Here is a 15,707-nt window from a genome sequence, read left to right as displayed (position 1 = left end):
AGATACGCGCCGACCTCCACCTCGGCCTGCTCCAACTCGCCTGCAGCATCATCTGCCTGCGGAAACTCCGGACCTCATTTTGAAATGATCAGTTAAAAGGACGCCGAACTTCTTGTCCTTCGGCACGAGAACGCCGTGCTGCGGCGACAGCTCGCGGGCCCGGTGCGCTACGAGTCGGCGGACCGGTTGTGGTTTGCGGCGTTGTCCTCGCTGATACCCCGACGGTGCTGGATACAGGTGTTCACGGTGACTCCGGGCACCCTGCTCGAGTGGCATCGAAGGCTTGTCGCGCGCCGATGGGACTACAGCACGCGCCGGAGCAGGCCTGGCCGGACGTTGACCGCGACGGCGATCAAAGAGCTGGTCTTGCGGCTGGCCGACGAGAATCCGCGCTGGGGGTGTCGCAGGATTCAGGGCGAGCTCGCACGCCTGGGGCATCAGGTCGGAGCATCCACGGTCTGGCAAATCCTGACCGTCGCCGGCATAGGCCCAGCTCCCCGAAGGAGCGGGCCGACAGCATCATCGCCTGCGACTTTCTGCACATCGACTTGGTCGACCTCCGCCGAGTCCACCGGCTGGTCTTCCTCGGACACGGCACCCGCCGCCTGCACATCGCCGGCGTGACCGCTCACCCCACCGCGCAGTGGACCGTACAGCAAGCCCGCGACCTCGCCGCCAACTTGGGCGTGCGCTTCGAGTCGCTGCGCTTCCTGCTCCGCGACTGGGACAGCAAGTACACCGAATCCTTCGACGCGGTCTTCGCCGCCGACGACATCGAGGTCCTGCGGACAGCTCCGCAGGCCCCTCGGATGAACGCACACTGCGAAAGGGTCATCGGAACGCTACGGCGCGAGCTCCTCGATCACCTGCTGATCCTCAACGAGGCACGTGCACGACGAGCACTCGACGCCTGCACCCTCCACTGCAACAGCCACCGCCCCCACCAGAGCCCGGAGACAATTCCCGTCCCTCGCCCAGGAACACCCGAGGCCCTCAACCGACCTGACCGCGCACCGACTACTCCGTACCCGTGTACTCGGCGGCGTCATCAATGAGTACAGATACGTGGCTTGACCAGCAGCAATGAGTTTCTGAACGGTACAGGCTTTCGCCCGCCCCGAAGATCCAGCCACCCCTTGGCCATCGACCAGAGAGGGCTCGCCCCATCATGCCGCATGCCCGAACCCGGGCCGCACGCGATGCGACTCCTCCTCCCCCTTCTCCTTCCACGCAGGGCTGCGCCTGCACGCGCCCCGGCACTTCCGCACTCCTCCGCACCACCGACGAGGCCGCCGCGGTCATCAATGTCAGCCCACGTACCCTGCGCCGCTGGCGCCGGGAGAACACGGGCCCGGCCTACGCCAAGGTCGGCAGCCAGATCGGCTACCGGGACCAGGACCTCGTCGACTACCTGGCCCGCAGCCTCGTCGTGCCGGAGGAGGCTGCTTGATGACAGCGAGCGAACAAACAGACGCGCCGGTCGGCGTCAAGCTCCGCACCGACATCGAGTACCGGACCGGCAACCCGAGCCCCTACCGGGCCCGGGTGCGCTGGACCGACCCCGCCACGAACACCCACCTCTCCCGCTCCACCATGTTCCCCACCGAAGAGGAGGCGAAGAACTGGCTCAACCGTGTCGTCAAGGCGGCCGAACTCGGCGTCGACGTGGACCGCGCCGTCATCGCGCTCGGCGAGTACGGGGACTCCGTCATGGACCTGGCGATGCGCGGTCTCGAACTCAAGCCCCGTACAGGGTCGGTTGGCACCTGCGGATCGTCCCCGCCCTCGGCCACCTCCAGGTCATCGGCATCACGGCCGGCATCGCCGACCGCGCCCTCAACACCTGGATCGCCGACGGCGCCGGAATCTCCACCCTCAAGTGCACCATCGCCGTGCTGGTCCGGGTGATGGAGCAGGCCATCCGCGACGGCCTCATCGAGGTCAACCCCGCCCGCCTGTACGGCGGGCAGAAGCTGTTCAAGACCGCGGAGGACGAGGAGAGCGACCCTCGCGGCCTGGCACTGCGCGACTGGGACACCCTCGACCGCCTCGCCTGCGCCCTGGCGGCCGCCTCCTACAACGAGTACGAGGGCTGGGGCGACATCGTGCGCTTCGCCGGCGGCACCGGTGCCCGCATCGGCGAGGTCTCCGGCGTCCGCGCGGGCGACATCGACACCGACAAGTGGCTGTGGCGGTGCTGCCGACAGACCACCACCGCCCCCGGCGGCCTGCTCGACAAGGGCACCAAGGGCAAGCGCAGCCGCTTCGTCCCGATCATCCCGGAGCTTCGGCCCAACGTCGCCTGGCGGATCGCCCGGGTCGGCGGCCGTCCGGACGCCCGCCTGTTCACCGGACCCCGCGGAGGCCGGGTCACCACCGCGATCCTGCGCGACGCCACCCACTGGGACGACGTCGTCACCACTCTCGGCTACGAGTACCTGCGCCGCCACGACCTGCGCCACACCGCGCTGACGTGGTTCGCCGACGCGGGCGTCCCGCCGCACATCCTGATGCGCATCGCCGGCCACGGCCAGCTCACCACGACCCAGCGCTACCTCCACCCCGACCTGCGCTCGATACAGCGCGCCGGCGACCAGCTGACGGCCTACATCAACGCCACCCGCGGCCTGCCCGGCCCCAAGGTCGAAGTCGAACAGATCCGCCAACTCGCCATCACCGCTTGACGTCAGCGCCTGTTGCTGCTGGCTCGGCCGGATTCCGGAAGCCCAACACATTCCGTGCGGGGAAACCTCACAATGTCTTTGACCACCCGGCAGGCGACGAGGGGCCACAGCATGGACGACGACTTCCCACGCAGGTGGTGGGCACCACGCACCACCCTCGTCGGCACGTCCGACGGCAACCCGCAGGAGCAGGAATCCCGCTTCCGGGCCGGCGCCGCCCGCGTCCGCGTCCAGGCCGTGAAAGCCGCTACGGCAGCCCGCCCGTACATCGGACCGATCACCGCGACCTTCGCGACCGCCGTCGTCTCCGCCATGGTCTCCTCCGCCCTCGACCGTGGCGGGCAGAATGACCGATACCTGTCTCCGTCCCCGTCATGCCAGCCCACCGAAAGGGGGCCGTCCTTGACATGCCGGGAGTGCGGGCGCCCCCTCACGGACGAGCTGTCCCAGCAGGCCGGATACGGGCCGACCTGTGCGCGCTACAGACTTCTCTGACCCCGACACGGGGTGCGGTCCCCGCACACGAACGTGTGCGGGGACCGCCCTGTTCGAATCGGAGCAGCGTCCCTCGTGCGGCCCACGGTTCTGTCTTCACCACTGTCCAGGACCTCTGGGCTGCCCAACCGCCGCACATTGCCGGTCAGAAGAACGTTCCGGCAGACCTGCTTTGAGTGACTACCGGTCCGGTCAGCGGCGCTCCACGCTGAACCCGCTGTCGTGGAGCGCCTCGGTCCACACCGTCCGGTCGAACCACCTGGTGATGTCCGGCTTGAGCGTGGTGATGGTCGCCATCCGGGCCTCCCAGTCGTGGCCGGCGTCACCGCGGGCGCCATCGCATCCCGAGCAGCCGTCTTCTCCATGGATGTGGCCGGCCATCCAGGCGTTCACCGCGACGTTGACGATCACGCTGTAGAGGTCGCCGCCCGACTCGACGAGTGAGTCGGGAACGCCCGCGAGGATCAGGGCCAGTTCGGGGTTGTCGATCGGAGGCATCGGTGCCTGCGCGCCCTCGGCTTCGTCCTCCTTGGCGCTTTCCTGCAGTTCCTGGTACTGCTTGGCGATGGCGTCGGCGAGTGTGTCGGCGTTGAAGTACCTCCAGGCGGAGCGCACCTGGACCCCCATCATCTGGGCGACCTGCCTCATCCGCTCCTCGATGAGGTCTTCCACGGTCCCCGGGCGAACGGTGACTCCGCGACGGGCCAGCGCTGCCAGGGTCTCGGCCGCTGCTTCCTTGAATGCCTTCGTGTTCCTCACGCGCACCAGCGTAGAGGTCGTCTCGTAGGGACTCGCCGTCCCTGGACGAACCGTTTGCTTCGAAAGACGGGCGCTCGGCTCACGACCCACTCTGGTCGCACGACCTCCTTCGGCTGGGCCGCTTCAGGAGGTGTTCTCGCCGAAGCGGCCCGACCGGGTTGCCGGGTCAACCGGGCGCTGTGCCTACAGTTTCAGGATCAGCGTCTCGACGCTCTCCAGCTCCGCGGCGCTGGCCTTCGCCGCGTCGCGGAGCGCCGTCAGCTTCTCCATCCACTGGATTCGCTGGTCGGCCGGGAGGGGATCTTCCTCCAGCTCGGCTCGCAGGTCGACCGCTTCGCCGAACCTGCCCATGAGTTCTCGGGCTGCGGTGCCGGCCAACTGATAGCTGCCCTCTACGAGTTCGATACGGGCGGCCATCTCCTGGCGCAGGGTGGCGAGCCGGTCCCGGGGGTCCTGCGGTGCGTGACCGTTCGCGGTGGCCGACGTGACGCTGGTGCCGTTGTCCTCGGCCCCGGCGCCCGCGGTCGTGGCGGCCGTGCTGCTTCCCTGGTTCGGGTTCTGGGCGAGGTCCGGCGGGAAGGTGTCGTCGAACCATGCCTTGTCCACGACGATGCCGGTGGGCTCACCGTCGAGGTCCGGAACGAGGATCATGCCGGGCACGATCGGGCTGCGCTGGGTCTCGTCCTTCTCCGCGCGCTCGCCGTAGCAGACCGGCTTGCCACCATCGGGGGCTTTGGGCGCCAGGACCGCGTCGGGGTGCTCCAGGACGGATCGCGCGAAGGCGAGCAGAAGGGCACGGCTGATGTTCTCCGGCTTCGCCGTGTAGGCCATGGTGAGTGCCGCGACGGCGTTGGCCGGGCTGCGGCGCACGCCCTTGCGCCCGGCTCCAGCCTCGCTGCCCTGGCCGGGTGTGACGAGGGGCTGGGGGGCGTGGATCAGCGCGGGCACCATGCGTCGCACCAGTGCGGCCCAGGCCGCAGGCTCGCCGGCCTCGGCCCGCAGGAGCAGTTCCTTGAGCGGCCGGGGGTCCTGGTTGGCGCCCTCCTTGGCGTCCGTCACCGTGAACAGGCCAAGCGCCGAGAGGATGTTGGCGCGGTGGAGGAAGAGCTGGGCGACGGCAGCCGACCACAGCCGCGTACGGTTCTCGGCGTTCGGGGCCTTGGTCTGGCTCCACGCCGGTTCCTGCATGCTCGCCCGGACGATCGGCCAGAACTTCCCGGTGTCGCGCACCTGGCGCTTCCCGTTGCCGGGTCCGGCCGGGGGGATCTCCGGGAAGACCAGCGCGGTGATCGCGCGGACGGCGATGTCCCGCAGAGCGGCCGGCGAGACCTTCTCCTCGGCGGGCAGCAGGGCGGCCAAGGGGTCGAGGGGGCCGTTCGCCGTCAAGGCGTTGCGCACCCCGTCCAGATCGAGGAGGTCGATGCCCCGGGCCGCCGGGAAGGTCTCGTCGAGCAGTTCGACGAGCTTGCCGTTCTTGGCGTAGGCGTCGACGAGGGTCGCGAACAGGGCGACCAAGCGGGCTTCCTCGTCGTAGGGCTGGATGCCGCGGAGGTGGTCGTTGACGTTCAGGCCCCGCAGTACGTGCTCCAGCGCGGCCGGCTTGCTGCAGCCGACGACGATCTCCATCGGCACAGTGGCGATCATCGTGGCGCGCCGTGCGGGGTGCTCCGGGTCCGTGTCCTCCTCGGCGTCGGCCTTGTTGAGACGCTGCGAGACCCGGTTGAGGACTTCCCGCTGACTCAGCAGCCGCACCCCGGTGTCGGCCTTGTCCGAGGGCAGCTTGACGAACGTCTGCGGCATGCCGGTGACGATGTGCTCGGGACGCAGGCCGAAGACGTCGAGGCGGGCCAGGGCGCGGTTGTTGGCGGTGACCGCGACCATGCGCCACAGCTCGGACCGGGTGCCGTCCGCGTTCTTGATGCGCCACTGCTGCAGGACGCTCATGCCGCGCGAGAGCTGGCCAGCGGCTACCAGCGACTCGGCGAGGTCGTATCCGCGGGTCCTGCCGAAGCGCTCCAGGTGGCCGGCGGCGTAGCGCTGGACGTGGACGGCCTGCTCGTAGCTCTGCTCGGCGAGGACGAGCGCGGCCATGGGCTCACCGTCCTCCTCAGCCGCCCGTACCGCGGGGCGCGGGAGGCGGTTGCCGAGCGAGGTGAGCAGGGCGGTCCGGCGTTGCTCGGCTTCGCGCACCTGCCTGGTGGCGTCCGCCAGTTTGCTCTCCGCGGCGGCGAGGGCGGTGGCGTAGTGGGCTTCGTCGCTCGGGGCTCGGCGGCGGGTCTCGCGTTCCTTCTCGGCGGCCCTGTGCGTCTTCTTGGCGGCGTCGAGCGCGGTCTCAGCGGCGATCAGCTCCGTGACGCGCCGGGTAGCCTCCGGGCTGGGCGGGGACCAGATGCCGACGGTACGGTCGTTGAGGTCCCAGGGGGCCACGGCCGCGCCGTGGACGTCGCAGATCAGCAGCAGGACGCGGTCGTCGCTGCCCGACTGCACCGGCCGCGACGCCGTGGGGTTGAGGATCTTCCTGCCCTTTGAGGTGATGATCAGTTTCTTGATCTCGGTCTCGCCCAGGGCGGTGGCGAGCCCCTCCGTGATCGCGGCGCGGGGCGGGGGCACCAGCCCCTGGTCCTCGCAGGTGTTCTCGATGGCGTCAGCCAGATACCCGGCCCACATCGGGGTGCCGATGTAGGGGTAGATTCCGGCAGGTCGCTTGCTGGCCATGAGGTCTGTCCTTCTCCCGGTCGATCCGGGCAGCAGGGCACGCCTCCGTTTCTCGGGGCGTGACACGCGCCCGAGGATCTGGCCCTCGCGCCAGCGGGAGATCCGCTCCAGGAAACAGACAGCGTCCTGAGCGGCCCGCTACGTACGATCCAACGGCCGGCGCCCGCAGGGCGATCACACCGGACGACACCCATAGGTCGGGTGTCCGGGATCTCGCGTCTGGTCTCCTACTCCGCCGACGGCGGCACGAGGCAAGCGGCGGTGGTGAACCACCGACGTGCGGCACTGACTGTGCCAGCGCCCGGGAGAGAGCAGCGAGCATCAACTGGATCATCCACTCGATAGGGTGAATTTCTCCCCAACCTGCTTCCACGGGAGGCAAGTTGCCGATGCGAAAGCGGGCGATCATCCGGCCGATGCTCCCAGACAATCGCGTCAACCGGGCAGAAGCGGAGTGGAGTGTGGACCGGCTACAGCGCCGCGGACCGATCGGTCGCGTCCTCCGCGTCAGGGTGCGGGGCGCCTGCCTCCAGAGCTGCGGGCAGGCCCGCCGGGCTTCCGCTTGGCAGCAGACGGCGCCACCAAGTCGGCCGGGCAGGCACGGGGGTGCGCAGTTGCGAGTAGCGCACCACCGCCTGCGGGGTTGCCGTGCGGACCCAGATCGGGGCTCCGACGATGATCCGGTGGGTGTCTTCGAAGTCGGTGCCGCCGAGATGCCAGCGCTCGGGATCGAGCGTGACGTCGCTGTAGACCACAGCCAGCCACTCCGCCTCGTCGGCATGTCCGAGGGCCCACGGGAGCGTCCAGGGCTCCTCCGCGTCGCTTCCGGAACGGTCGCGGTCGCCCGTGGCGATCTTCAACGCCTCGAAGGCGAGTTCCTGTTCGTCCCAACCGCAGGTGTTGCGGGTGCCTCGGCTTTCGAGCAGCTCGTTGACCGCGTACCAGGCCGAGGAGGTTCCCCCTTCGACGGCCTCGCCCGTGCGGAAGTCGGCCGTGTTGTCGACGCTGCCGAACAGGCACAGATCGACCCGCCGGCCGGAGCCGTTCCGAGTCCGGGCATGGAGCACCACACCCTTGTCCCGCTGGGGACCGACGGTGAAAGCGGAGAATGCAACCCTGCCCAGGCCACCGGCGAACCGCGCCCGCGGCTCGTCGTAGGTGACGGCGGTGCTGCCCCGCAGGGCCTTCGCCAGTCGGTCTGCCGTCTTGCGCCTGCTCCGCTCGTAGCCCTCCGGCCGCTGGAAAGCGAAGACCGGGAGGCCGAGACCGAACACGGACGTCGGGGTGCTCGCGGTGGAGAGCCGCCATGGAGCATCCAGCCGCAGACCGTTGTCGCGCGCGATGACGCGGATCCGCCGCTCCGACCAGTACCGGTATGTCGTGACTTCACCGATCCGCCGCACCAGCACCTCCTCAAGTGCCGTGAGCCTACCGAGGACCCCACTGGCCTTCAGCCTTCTGCACAGAGCGACCGTGCAGCCTGACCATCACGCAAAGCAACCAGCTCAGCGGCCGCAATGAGTCCGCAGCCCCCTCTGCACAGAGCGAGACCAAGAGCAGGTAACGATTTTGACGGCAGGACGCCATTCGGGAGGTCGTCACCCGTGGCCAACTTCCGCCACGCAAGCGGGATTTCTGCCAGAATCATGACCGGAAATCGATTGTTACGATTCGGCATCCGTCACTTTGGGTAACTGGTGAATCGGGCAAATCGGACCCACCCCCAGCGGAGTCAACCCCTGGATTCAGGGCCCTGGTCCCAAAATGGTCCCAAACAGCATGCGAACCGATTTTCGCGGTCTCTGACGGCCCGTCATGCAAAAGGCCGCTGACCTGGGATTTCTCCCGGCCAACGGCCTTTCCGACTCACGTCGGGACGACAGGATTTGAACCTGCGACCCCTTGACCCCCAGTCAAGTGCGCTACCAAGCTGCGCCACGTCCCGTGGTCGTCCGCCCAGTGGCCCTCGCGGGTCTCTCGGCTTTCTGACCGCGCCCCCGGTCTCCCGGCGACGTGGAAAACAATACAGCACGTCGGGGGGTGCTCGCTGCCAGGTTTCGGGGGTGTGGCGGGTGGGTGGTCGGGGAGGGGTCAGGGGGTGGGGTGGCGGGAGTCGTAGCGGAGGAAGGCGGGGCGGCGGAGGGCGAGGTAGAGGACGATGGCGACGCAGGCGAGGCCGCCGGTGAGGATGGAGAGGGTGGGGGTGGTCAGGGAGGAGACGGTGCCGGATTCGAAGTCGCCGAGGCGGGGGCCGCCGGCGACCACGACGATGAAGACGCCCTGGAGGCGGCCGCGCATCTCGTCGGGGGCGGCGACCTGCATCATCGTGTTGCGGAAGATCATCGAGACGGTGTCGGCGCAGCCGGCCGCGGCGAGCAGGAGCAGGGCGAGCGGGAGGTTGCGGACGAGTCCGAAGGCGGCGATGGCCAGGCCCCAGGCGGCGACGGAGGCGAGGACGGCGACGCCGTGCCGGTGGATGCGGCCGATCCAGCCGGAGAAGAGGCCGCCGGCCAGGGCCCCGACGGCGGGGGCGGCGGCGAGCAGGCCGACGGTGCCGGCGTCGCCGCCGTAGAAGGGGAGGACGATCGCGGGGAAGAGGGCGCGCGGGAGGCCGAAGATCATCGCGGCGAGGTCGGCGGCGAAGGAGGTCCGCAGGTTCGGCTGGGTGCGCAGGAAGCGCAGGCCGTCCAGGACGGTGGCGCGCTTGCCGGTGGTGGACTGCGGGCGCATCGAGGGCAGGCGCCACATCGCGTAGAGGGTGGCGGTGAAGGCGAGGGTGTCGGCCAGGTACGCGCTCTGCGCCCCGTACGTGGCGACGGCGACGCCGCCGAGCAGCGGGCCGACGGTCTGGCCGAGGTTCATGCCGATGGTGTTGAGGGCGTTGGCGGCGGGCAGCTGCTCGCGCGGGACGAGGCGCGGGATCATCGAGGACCGGGCGGGCGAGCTGACGGCGAAGAATCCGCCCTGGAGCGCGACGGCGGCGTAGAGCGGGACGATGGAGCGCAGGTCCAGCAGGGCCTGGGCGGCGAGCAGCGCGGAGACCGCGGCGAGGCCGCCGGAGCCGATCAGGCCGAGACGGCGGCGGTCGACGCGGTCGGCGATGGCGCCGCCGTACAGGCCGAAGACGACCAGCGGGACCAGGGAGCAGATGCCGACCAGGCCGGTGAGGAAGGTGGAGCCGGTACGGGCGTAGACCTGGATGCCGACCGCGAGGGTGGTCATCTGCTGGCCGATCGAGGAGACCGTCTGCCCGAACCAGAGCCGCCGGTAGTCGGGGCTGTGGCGCAGCGGGGTGAGGTCGGCGAAGGCGCCGCGGGTGAGGCGGCGCAGTCCGGTCCGGGCGGGGCCGGGCGGCGGGGACGGCCGGGAGGGCGTTTCGGTGGGCACCCCGCCATGCTCGTTCAGCCGTTCGGCGGCCGTGCGGGCGGGGTGCGGCTGGACATCCGCGGGAAACAAACGGGCTCCCCGGCCTCCCCGCGACCGCAGCCCGCCCGCCCGCCGCCCGCCGGTCAGCCGGTCAGCCGCCCGCCGCCCGCCGCCCGCCGGTCAGCGCAGCAGGGTACGGGTGAGCAGCGCGGCGAGCCGCTCGTCGAGCGGTTCGCGGGTGGCGAGCAGCCGGTACCAGAGCATGCCGAAGGCGAGTTCGGCGGCGGTGGCGGGGGTGAGCTGGGGGGCGAGCGCGCCGGCCGCGTGGGCGCGGGTGAGCAGGGTGCCGAGGGCTTCGCGGCGGGGGCGCAGCAGGGTGTCGTGGAAGCGGGTGCCGAAGGCCGGGTCGATCTGGGCCTCGGCCATCAGGGCGCGCAGGGCGTCGGTGGTGGGCGGGGTGGCGGCGGCGAACGTGGCGGCGAGGAAGGCGTGCAGGTCGGCGGCGTGGTCGCCGGTGTCGGGCAGCGGGATGTGCTGCCGGGCGTGGGCGGTGACGGCTTCGAGCAGGACGTCCGCCCGGCCGGGCCACCAGCGGTAGAGGGTCTGCTTGCCGGTGCCGGCCCGGGCGGCGATGCCCTCGACGGTGAGGCGCGCGTACCCGGCCTCGCCGAGCAGTTCGTACGCGGCGGCGAGGATCGCGCGGCGGCTCTCCTCGCTGCGGCGGCGGCCCGGGCGGGCGGGGGGCGGTGCCCCGTCGGCGGGTTCCTGCGGGTCCTGGTGCGCTTGCTCGATCACGGCAGCCACGCTACCTTAATTCGAGACGAGACGTCGCGGTTCGAAATTGCGGACCGGGACACGCACTGGGGAGGGCACACATGAGCGAGCGCACCGCACTGGTGGTCGGCGGTACTTCGGGCATCGGGCTGGAGACCGCCCGCCAACTGCGCGACCGGGGCGCCACGGTGCACGTGGTGGGCCGCGCCAAGGAGCGGCTGGAGGCGCTGGCGGTCAGCGACCCGGAGCTGGTCGGGCACCGGGCGGACGGCGGCGACCGCGGGCAGATCGCCGAAGTCCTGTCCACCATCGGCAGGTTGGACTGGCTGGTGGTCTCGCTGAGCGGCGCCGAGGGCGCGGGCCCGTTCGCCGAACTCGACCTGGACGCCCTGCGCGGTGCCTTCGAGGCCAAGTTCTGGGGGCAGTTGACCACCGTGCAGGCCGCGCTGCCGCACCTGTCCGAGGACGGCTCGATCACCCTGGTCACCGCGATCTCGGCCCGCACCGGCATGCCGGGCACCGCCGGACTGGCCGCGGTGAACGGGGCGCTGGAGGCGATGATCCGGCCGCTGGCCCGGGAGTTGGCCCCGCGCCGGATCAACGCCGTCTCCCCCGGGCTGGTCGACACCCCGTGGTGGAACGGCCTGCCGCAGGAGGCGCGCGACGCCTACTTCGCCCAGGCCGCCGCCCAGCTGCCGACCCGCCGGATCGCCTCCCCGGCGGACGTCGCCGAGGCGGTCGTGCTGGCCGCGACCAACCGCAACCTCACCGGCACCGTCCTGGAGAGCGACGGCGGCCTCCACCTCGCGCCCCTCAACTGACGCCCGAAGCAAGCCGGTTCGGCCCGTGCGCCTCAGCCACCGCTCCTGGCCGCACGGTTGGCCGCTTACCCCTCAACAACAGCCCACCGAAAGGGCGTTCACCTCGCGGCCAGCACCGTGGTCTGCGCGTGGCCGATCACGTGGCCGCTCATGCTGAACGCGGTGACGGCGGCGGGCGTGGCGGCCGGCAGCGCCAGGCTCGGGGCGTCCAGGGCGTAGACGTTGATCTGGTAGTGGTGCGGGCGGTCGCCGACCGGCGGGCAGGGGCCCAGGTAGCCCTGCACGCCCGCGTCGTCGGCGCCCGTCACCGCGCCGGCCGGCGGAGTCGCCCCCAGCCCGGTGGCGGTGGCCGGGACGTCCCAGACCAGCCAGTGCCAGAAACCGGAGCCGGTCGGCGCGTCCGGGTCGAACATGGTGACGGCGAAGCTCCGGGTGCCGGTCGGGGCGCCGCGCCACTCCAGCCGCAGCGGCTGGTTGCCGCCGTCGCAGCCGAACGCGTTCGCCCAATGTGACTGCGGGAAGCGGCCGTTGACCAGATCGGGGCTGCTGACGGCGAACCGCTGCGCCCCGGCCGGGACCCCGGAACGGACCGACACCCGGCCGAACTCCTTCACCTCCGTCCCCGCCTGGGCGCTCGAGTCGCCGACCCCCAGCAGCGTCAGCACCGCGGCGGCGGACAGCGTGACGGCGGCGGCACCGCGGTACGGACGCGAACGCCGAACGGCGGTGGCGCCAGCGGTGGCAGTGGTGGCGGTGGTGGCAGTGGCGGTGGTGGCGGTGGCGGCCACCCGGGTACGGAACGGACGTGACATGGCGCGAGGCTCCCCGTCGATCGTCGGATCTGGCTTCGGATGCCCCAACCCTCCCCCGCCGGACGGATCTCGAGGAGGCCCGCCGGATGGTGGCATCCGGCGTACCAGCCTCGGCACTGGACGGCCCGCCCGGCCCGCGCCGATGATCGGGGGCATGACCGAGCACGCCCCGTCCCCGCAGGCCGAACTGGCCGCCTTCCTCCGGGCCAAGCGCGCCCGCCGGCAACCCGAGGACGTCGGCCTGCCGCGCGGGCCGCGCCGCCGCACCCCGGGGCTGCGCCGCCAGGAGGTCGCCCAACTCGCCGCCGTCAGCGTCGAGTGGTACGTCCGCCTGGAGCAGGGCCGGGTCGGCACCCCGGGCGGCGCCGTCCTGGACGCCCTCGCCGAGGCCCTGCGCCTCACCCCGGACGAGCACCGCCACCTGCACCTGATCGCCCGCCGGGAGACCCCCGTCCTGCCCGCGCCCCGCGCCCCGCAGGAACCCGTCCGCGACTCGCTGCGCCAACTCCTGGACGGGATACCGCTGTTCCCCGCCTATGTGACCGACCACCGGCTCGACGTACTGGCCCACAACGCGGCCGCCCGGGCCCTGTTCGGCCCCGCGTTCGGCACCGGAGCGACCGACAACACCGCCCGCATGCTCTTCCTCGATCCGGCCACCCGCGCCACCCAGCTCGACTGGGGCCGGGTCGCCCGCGAGACAGTCGGCCACCTCCGCACCGCCACCGCCCGCCACCCCGACGACCCCCGCCTCGCCGCCCTCCTCGCCGAACTACGCTTCCACAGCGCCGAGTTCACCCTCTGGTGGGACGACCACACCGTCCTCGACCGCGCCGCCGGCACCAAACGCGTCCGCCACGCCGAAGTCGGCGACCTCCGCCTCCACTACGACATCCTCACCACCGGCCACCACCGCCTCTTCACCCTCACCCCCGCCGACCCCGCCACCGACCGCGCCCTCCGCCACCTCGTCACCACCCACACCACCCGCACCGCCGCCACCAACGCCGCGGGCACCACCGTCCGCCCGATCACGGCCGCCTGAGCAGCACCGCTCGAACACGCCGCCGCCTGAACCGCCCGGACGGCCCGGGCCCGCCACACCCACCCGGGCCCGGGCCCGGCCGCTCAGCCCAGCCGCTTCAGGAGTTCCTCCGCCAGCGGGGCCGAGGAGGACGGGTTCTGGCCGGTGATCAGGTTGCCGTCGACGACGACGTGCGGGGTCCAGGGGGCGGCGGGGTCGACGGTGAGGCCGGCCTCGGTGAGGCGGGTCTGGAGGAGCCAGGGGGCGCGGTCGGCGAGGCCGGCCAGGGTCTCCTCGGCGTCGGTGAAGGCGGCGACCCGGCGGCCGGCGAAGGCGTTGCGGCCGGTGGCCGGGTCGGTGGCGGCGAGCAGCGCGGCGGGGCCGTGGCAGACCACGGCGAGGGGCTTGCCGGAGGCGAGGGCCCGGACGAGCAGGCGGCCGGAGTCGGCGTCCCGGGCGAGGTCCTCCATCGGGCCGTGGCCGCCGGGGTAGAAGACGGCATCGTAGTCGTCGAGGTCGACGTCGGCGATGGCCAGCGGGTGGTCGAGTTCGGTCATCGCGGCCAGGGTGTCGGCGAGTTCGCGGGCCTGCTCGGCGCCGCCGTTGGCGTCGGGCCCGAGGCTGGCCCGGTCGACGGGCGGGACGGCGCCGCCGGGGGTGGCGACGGTGATCTCGTGGCCGGCCTCGCGCAGGGCGCGGTAGGGGGTGGCGGCCTCCTCGGCCCAGTAGCCGGTGGGGTGTTCGGTGCCGTCGTTGAGGGTCCAGTGGTCGGCGCCGGTCATCACGAACAGGATCTTCGACATGTCGCGTTCCTCCGAGGGGGGGCTGCTTCGCGGTTGTGCTCCGACCGTAGACCGGCCGGGCGATCGGTATCCAATGAGCGCGCCGATGGCAGCCATCGGTTCTCCGATGGCTCGGTCGGCCGCCGTCGGCCGTCGTCGGCCACCGCCCGGCAGTACGCTCACCCGATGGACGACCACCTGCCGCGCGCCGCCGGTGCCGGGCCCCGGTCACGTGCCGCCGCCGGACCCGCGCCGCACACCACCGCCAACACCACCGCCACCGCCACCGCCACGGCCACGGCCACGGCCAATGCCGGGCCGCCGGACCTCAACCAGTTGCGCACCTTCCTCGCGGTGTACCGCCTGGGTTCGTTCACCGCCGCCGCCCGCCGGCTGGGCCTGTCGCAGTCGACGGTGACCGCGCAGGTCCGCGCGCTGGAGCGGCGTCACGGCCGGGAGCTGTTCGAGCGGCGGGCCCGCGGCGCGGCGGCACTGCCCGCGGCGGACGAGCTGGCCGCCCGGGTCGCCGAGCCGCTGGACCGGCTGGCCGGTGCGGCGGAGCGGCGGCCGTCGGCGGAGCCGGTGCACCTGGCCGGTCCGGCGGAACTGCTCGGCGCGCTGCTGCTGCCCGCGCTCGCCCCGCTGGTCGCGGACGGGGTGCGGCTGCGGGTGTCCACCGGGCTGACCGACCCGCTGCTGGCCGAACTCCGTTCCGGGCGGCACGACGTGGTGGTCTCCACCCGCCGCCCGACCGGCCGGGCGCTGACCGCCGTACCGCTCGCCGACGAGGAGTTCGTCCTGGTCGCCGCCCCCGGCTGGGCGGCCCACCGGGCCCTCGCGCACCCGGCGCACCGAGCGCGCGCAAAGGACCCGGCCGGCCCGGCGGACCTCGCGGACCCCACCGACCTCGCGGGCCCCACCGACCCCACCGACCTCGCCGACGCGCTCCCCCGGCTGCCGCTGGTCAGCTACGCCGAGGACCTGCCGATCGTCCGCCGCTACTGGCGGCACGTCTTCGGCCGCCGACTGCACGCCCTGGCCGCCGTCACGGTGCCCGACCTGCGGGCGGTGCGGGCCGCGGTGGCGGCCGGGGCGGGGTGGAGCGTGCTGCCCGAGTACCTGTGCCGGGACGCGCTGGCGTCCGGCGCGCTCGTCCCGCTGCTCCGGCCGGCCGACCCGCCGATCAACACCGTGTACCTGGTGCACCGTCCGGAGGCCGCCGCGAACCCGCACCTGGCCGCCGTCCGGGAGCGCCTGCTGGCCGCCGCCCGCCACTGGTGACAAGGCCGGACCGGCCCGGGGCCGCACCGGACCGGTCCGAGGCCGCACCGGACCGGTCCAGCGGTCTCCCACCGCCAACGCGCCTCCCCCGCCGGTGGATTGACCTTGTCTGCACAACTTGGGACCGAACCGCGTGCACTTGTCCGAACAACTGAAGGCGTTCGCCGGACGTACGCCGACCGGTCACAGGCGGT

The 15,707-nt window shown here is 72.1% G+C and carries 14 protein-coding genes, 1 tRNA gene and 1 pseudogene; 8 read left to right on the top strand and 8 right to left on the bottom strand.

Annotated elements, in window-relative coordinates; genetic code table 11:
- Nucleotides 1-96 precede the first annotated feature (96 nt).
- The 5 genes and pseudogenes from ACIP60_RS36110 to ACIP60_RS36090 form a co-directional block, all read left to right on the top strand.
- Nucleotides 97-1,074 (top strand): annotated as a pseudogene (locus ACIP60_RS36110) (integrase core domain-containing protein); the annotation flags it as partial.
- Nucleotides 1,075-1,168: 94 nt separating this feature from the next.
- Nucleotides 1,169-1,450: a helix-turn-helix domain-containing protein gene (locus ACIP60_RS36105; RefSeq protein ID WP_400693175.1), complete on the top strand. Its 282-nt coding sequence runs from the start codon at nt 1,169-1,171 to the stop codon at nt 1,448-1,450.
- Nucleotides 1,450-1,908, top strand: a complete 459-nt coding sequence (locus ACIP60_RS36100) for a hypothetical protein (protein WP_400693173.1) — start codon at nt 1,450-1,452, stop codon at nt 1,906-1,908. The genes ACIP60_RS36105 and ACIP60_RS36100 overlap by 1 nt, the downstream gene beginning before the upstream one ends.
- Complete coding sequence (locus ACIP60_RS36095) at nt 1,893-2,684, top strand: tyrosine-type recombinase/integrase (protein WP_400693170.1); 792 nt, start codon at nt 1,893-1,895, stop codon at nt 2,682-2,684. Before ACIP60_RS36100 ends, ACIP60_RS36095 begins: the two co-directional genes overlap by 16 nt.
- Nucleotides 2,685-2,756: 72 nt before the next feature.
- Nucleotides 2,757-3,179 (top strand): DUF6011 domain-containing protein, encoded by a 423-nt coding sequence (locus ACIP60_RS36090; protein ID WP_400693168.1) that lies wholly within the window; start codon nt 2,757-2,759, stop codon nt 3,177-3,179.
- Nucleotides 3,180-3,371: 192 nt separating this feature from the next.
- Here ACIP60_RS36090 and ACIP60_RS36085 read toward each other — a convergent pair whose 3' ends face one another.
- From ACIP60_RS36085 to ACIP60_RS36060, 6 genes are all read right to left on the bottom strand, one after another.
- The gene (locus tag ACIP60_RS36085; protein WP_400693165.1) at nt 3,372-3,938 is read right to left on the bottom strand and encodes a hypothetical protein; all 567 of its coding nucleotides are present in this window, start codon (nt 3,936-3,938) and stop codon (nt 3,372-3,374) included.
- A gap of 183 nt (nt 3,939-4,121) precedes the next feature.
- Complete coding sequence (locus ACIP60_RS36080; protein ID WP_400693162.1) at nt 4,122-6,653, bottom strand: hypothetical protein; 2,532 nt, start codon at nt 6,651-6,653, stop codon at nt 4,122-4,124.
- A gap of 470 nt (nt 6,654-7,123) precedes the next feature.
- Nucleotides 7,124-8,056: a hypothetical protein gene (locus ACIP60_RS36075; RefSeq protein ID WP_400693159.1), complete on the bottom strand. Its 933-nt coding sequence runs from the start codon at nt 8,054-8,056 to the stop codon at nt 7,124-7,126.
- A 468-nt stretch (nt 8,057-8,524) separates the two neighbouring features.
- Nucleotides 8,525-8,598 (bottom strand) — tRNA-Pro (locus tag ACIP60_RS36070).
- A gap of 146 nt (nt 8,599-8,744) precedes the next feature.
- A complete protein-coding gene (locus ACIP60_RS36065) occupies nt 8,745-10,040 on the bottom strand; it encodes an MFS transporter (protein ID WP_400693156.1) in 1,296 nt (431 codons plus the stop codon).
- 159 nt (nt 10,041-10,199) lie between these two features.
- Nucleotides 10,200-10,814, bottom strand: coding sequence for a TetR/AcrR family transcriptional regulator (locus tag ACIP60_RS36060; RefSeq protein ID WP_400693153.1), 615 nt, complete (start codon nt 10,812-10,814; stop codon nt 10,200-10,202).
- A gap of 80 nt (nt 10,815-10,894) precedes the next feature.
- On the opposite strand from ACIP60_RS36060, the gene ACIP60_RS36055 reads away from it, so the two are divergent.
- Complete coding sequence (locus tag ACIP60_RS36055) at nt 10,895-11,614, top strand: SDR family oxidoreductase (RefSeq protein WP_400693150.1); 720 nt, start codon at nt 10,895-10,897, stop codon at nt 11,612-11,614.
- A 98-nt stretch (nt 11,615-11,712) separates the two neighbouring features.
- On the opposite strand, the gene ACIP60_RS36050 is transcribed toward ACIP60_RS36055, so the two are convergent.
- Nucleotides 11,713-12,426 carry a YbhB/YbcL family Raf kinase inhibitor-like protein gene (locus ACIP60_RS36050; RefSeq protein WP_400693147.1) on the bottom strand — a complete coding sequence of 238 codons (714 nt, stop codon included), beginning with the start codon at nt 12,424-12,426 and terminating at the stop codon, nt 11,713-11,715.
- A gap of 154 nt (nt 12,427-12,580) precedes the next feature.
- Here ACIP60_RS36050 and ACIP60_RS36045 point away from each other — a divergent pair, with 154 nt between their 5' ends.
- On the top strand, nt 12,581-13,471 hold the full coding sequence (locus ACIP60_RS36045; protein ID WP_400693145.1) for a helix-turn-helix transcriptional regulator: 891 nt from the start codon (nt 12,581-12,583) through the stop codon (nt 13,469-13,471).
- A gap of 83 nt (nt 13,472-13,554) precedes the next feature.
- Here ACIP60_RS36045 and ACIP60_RS36040 read toward each other — a convergent pair whose 3' ends face one another.
- A complete protein-coding gene (locus ACIP60_RS36040) occupies nt 13,555-14,253 on the bottom strand; it encodes a type 1 glutamine amidotransferase domain-containing protein (RefSeq protein ID WP_400693142.1) in 699 nt (232 codons plus the stop codon).
- 165 nt (nt 14,254-14,418) lie between these two features.
- Here ACIP60_RS36040 and ACIP60_RS36035 point away from each other — a divergent pair, with 165 nt between their 5' ends.
- Complete coding sequence (locus tag ACIP60_RS36035; protein WP_400693140.1) at nt 14,419-15,513, top strand: LysR family transcriptional regulator; 1,095 nt, start codon at nt 14,419-14,421, stop codon at nt 15,511-15,513.
- Nucleotides 15,514-15,707 lie beyond the last annotated feature (194 nt).

Source organism: Kitasatospora sp. NPDC088783, assembly GCF_044750705.1.
Taxonomy (GTDB): Bacteria; Actinomycetota; Actinomycetes; order Streptomycetales; family Streptomycetaceae; genus Kitasatospora; species Kitasatospora fiedleri.
Note: the sequence above shows the minus strand (reverse complement) of the source record. Positions and strands in the feature narration are given on the sequence as shown.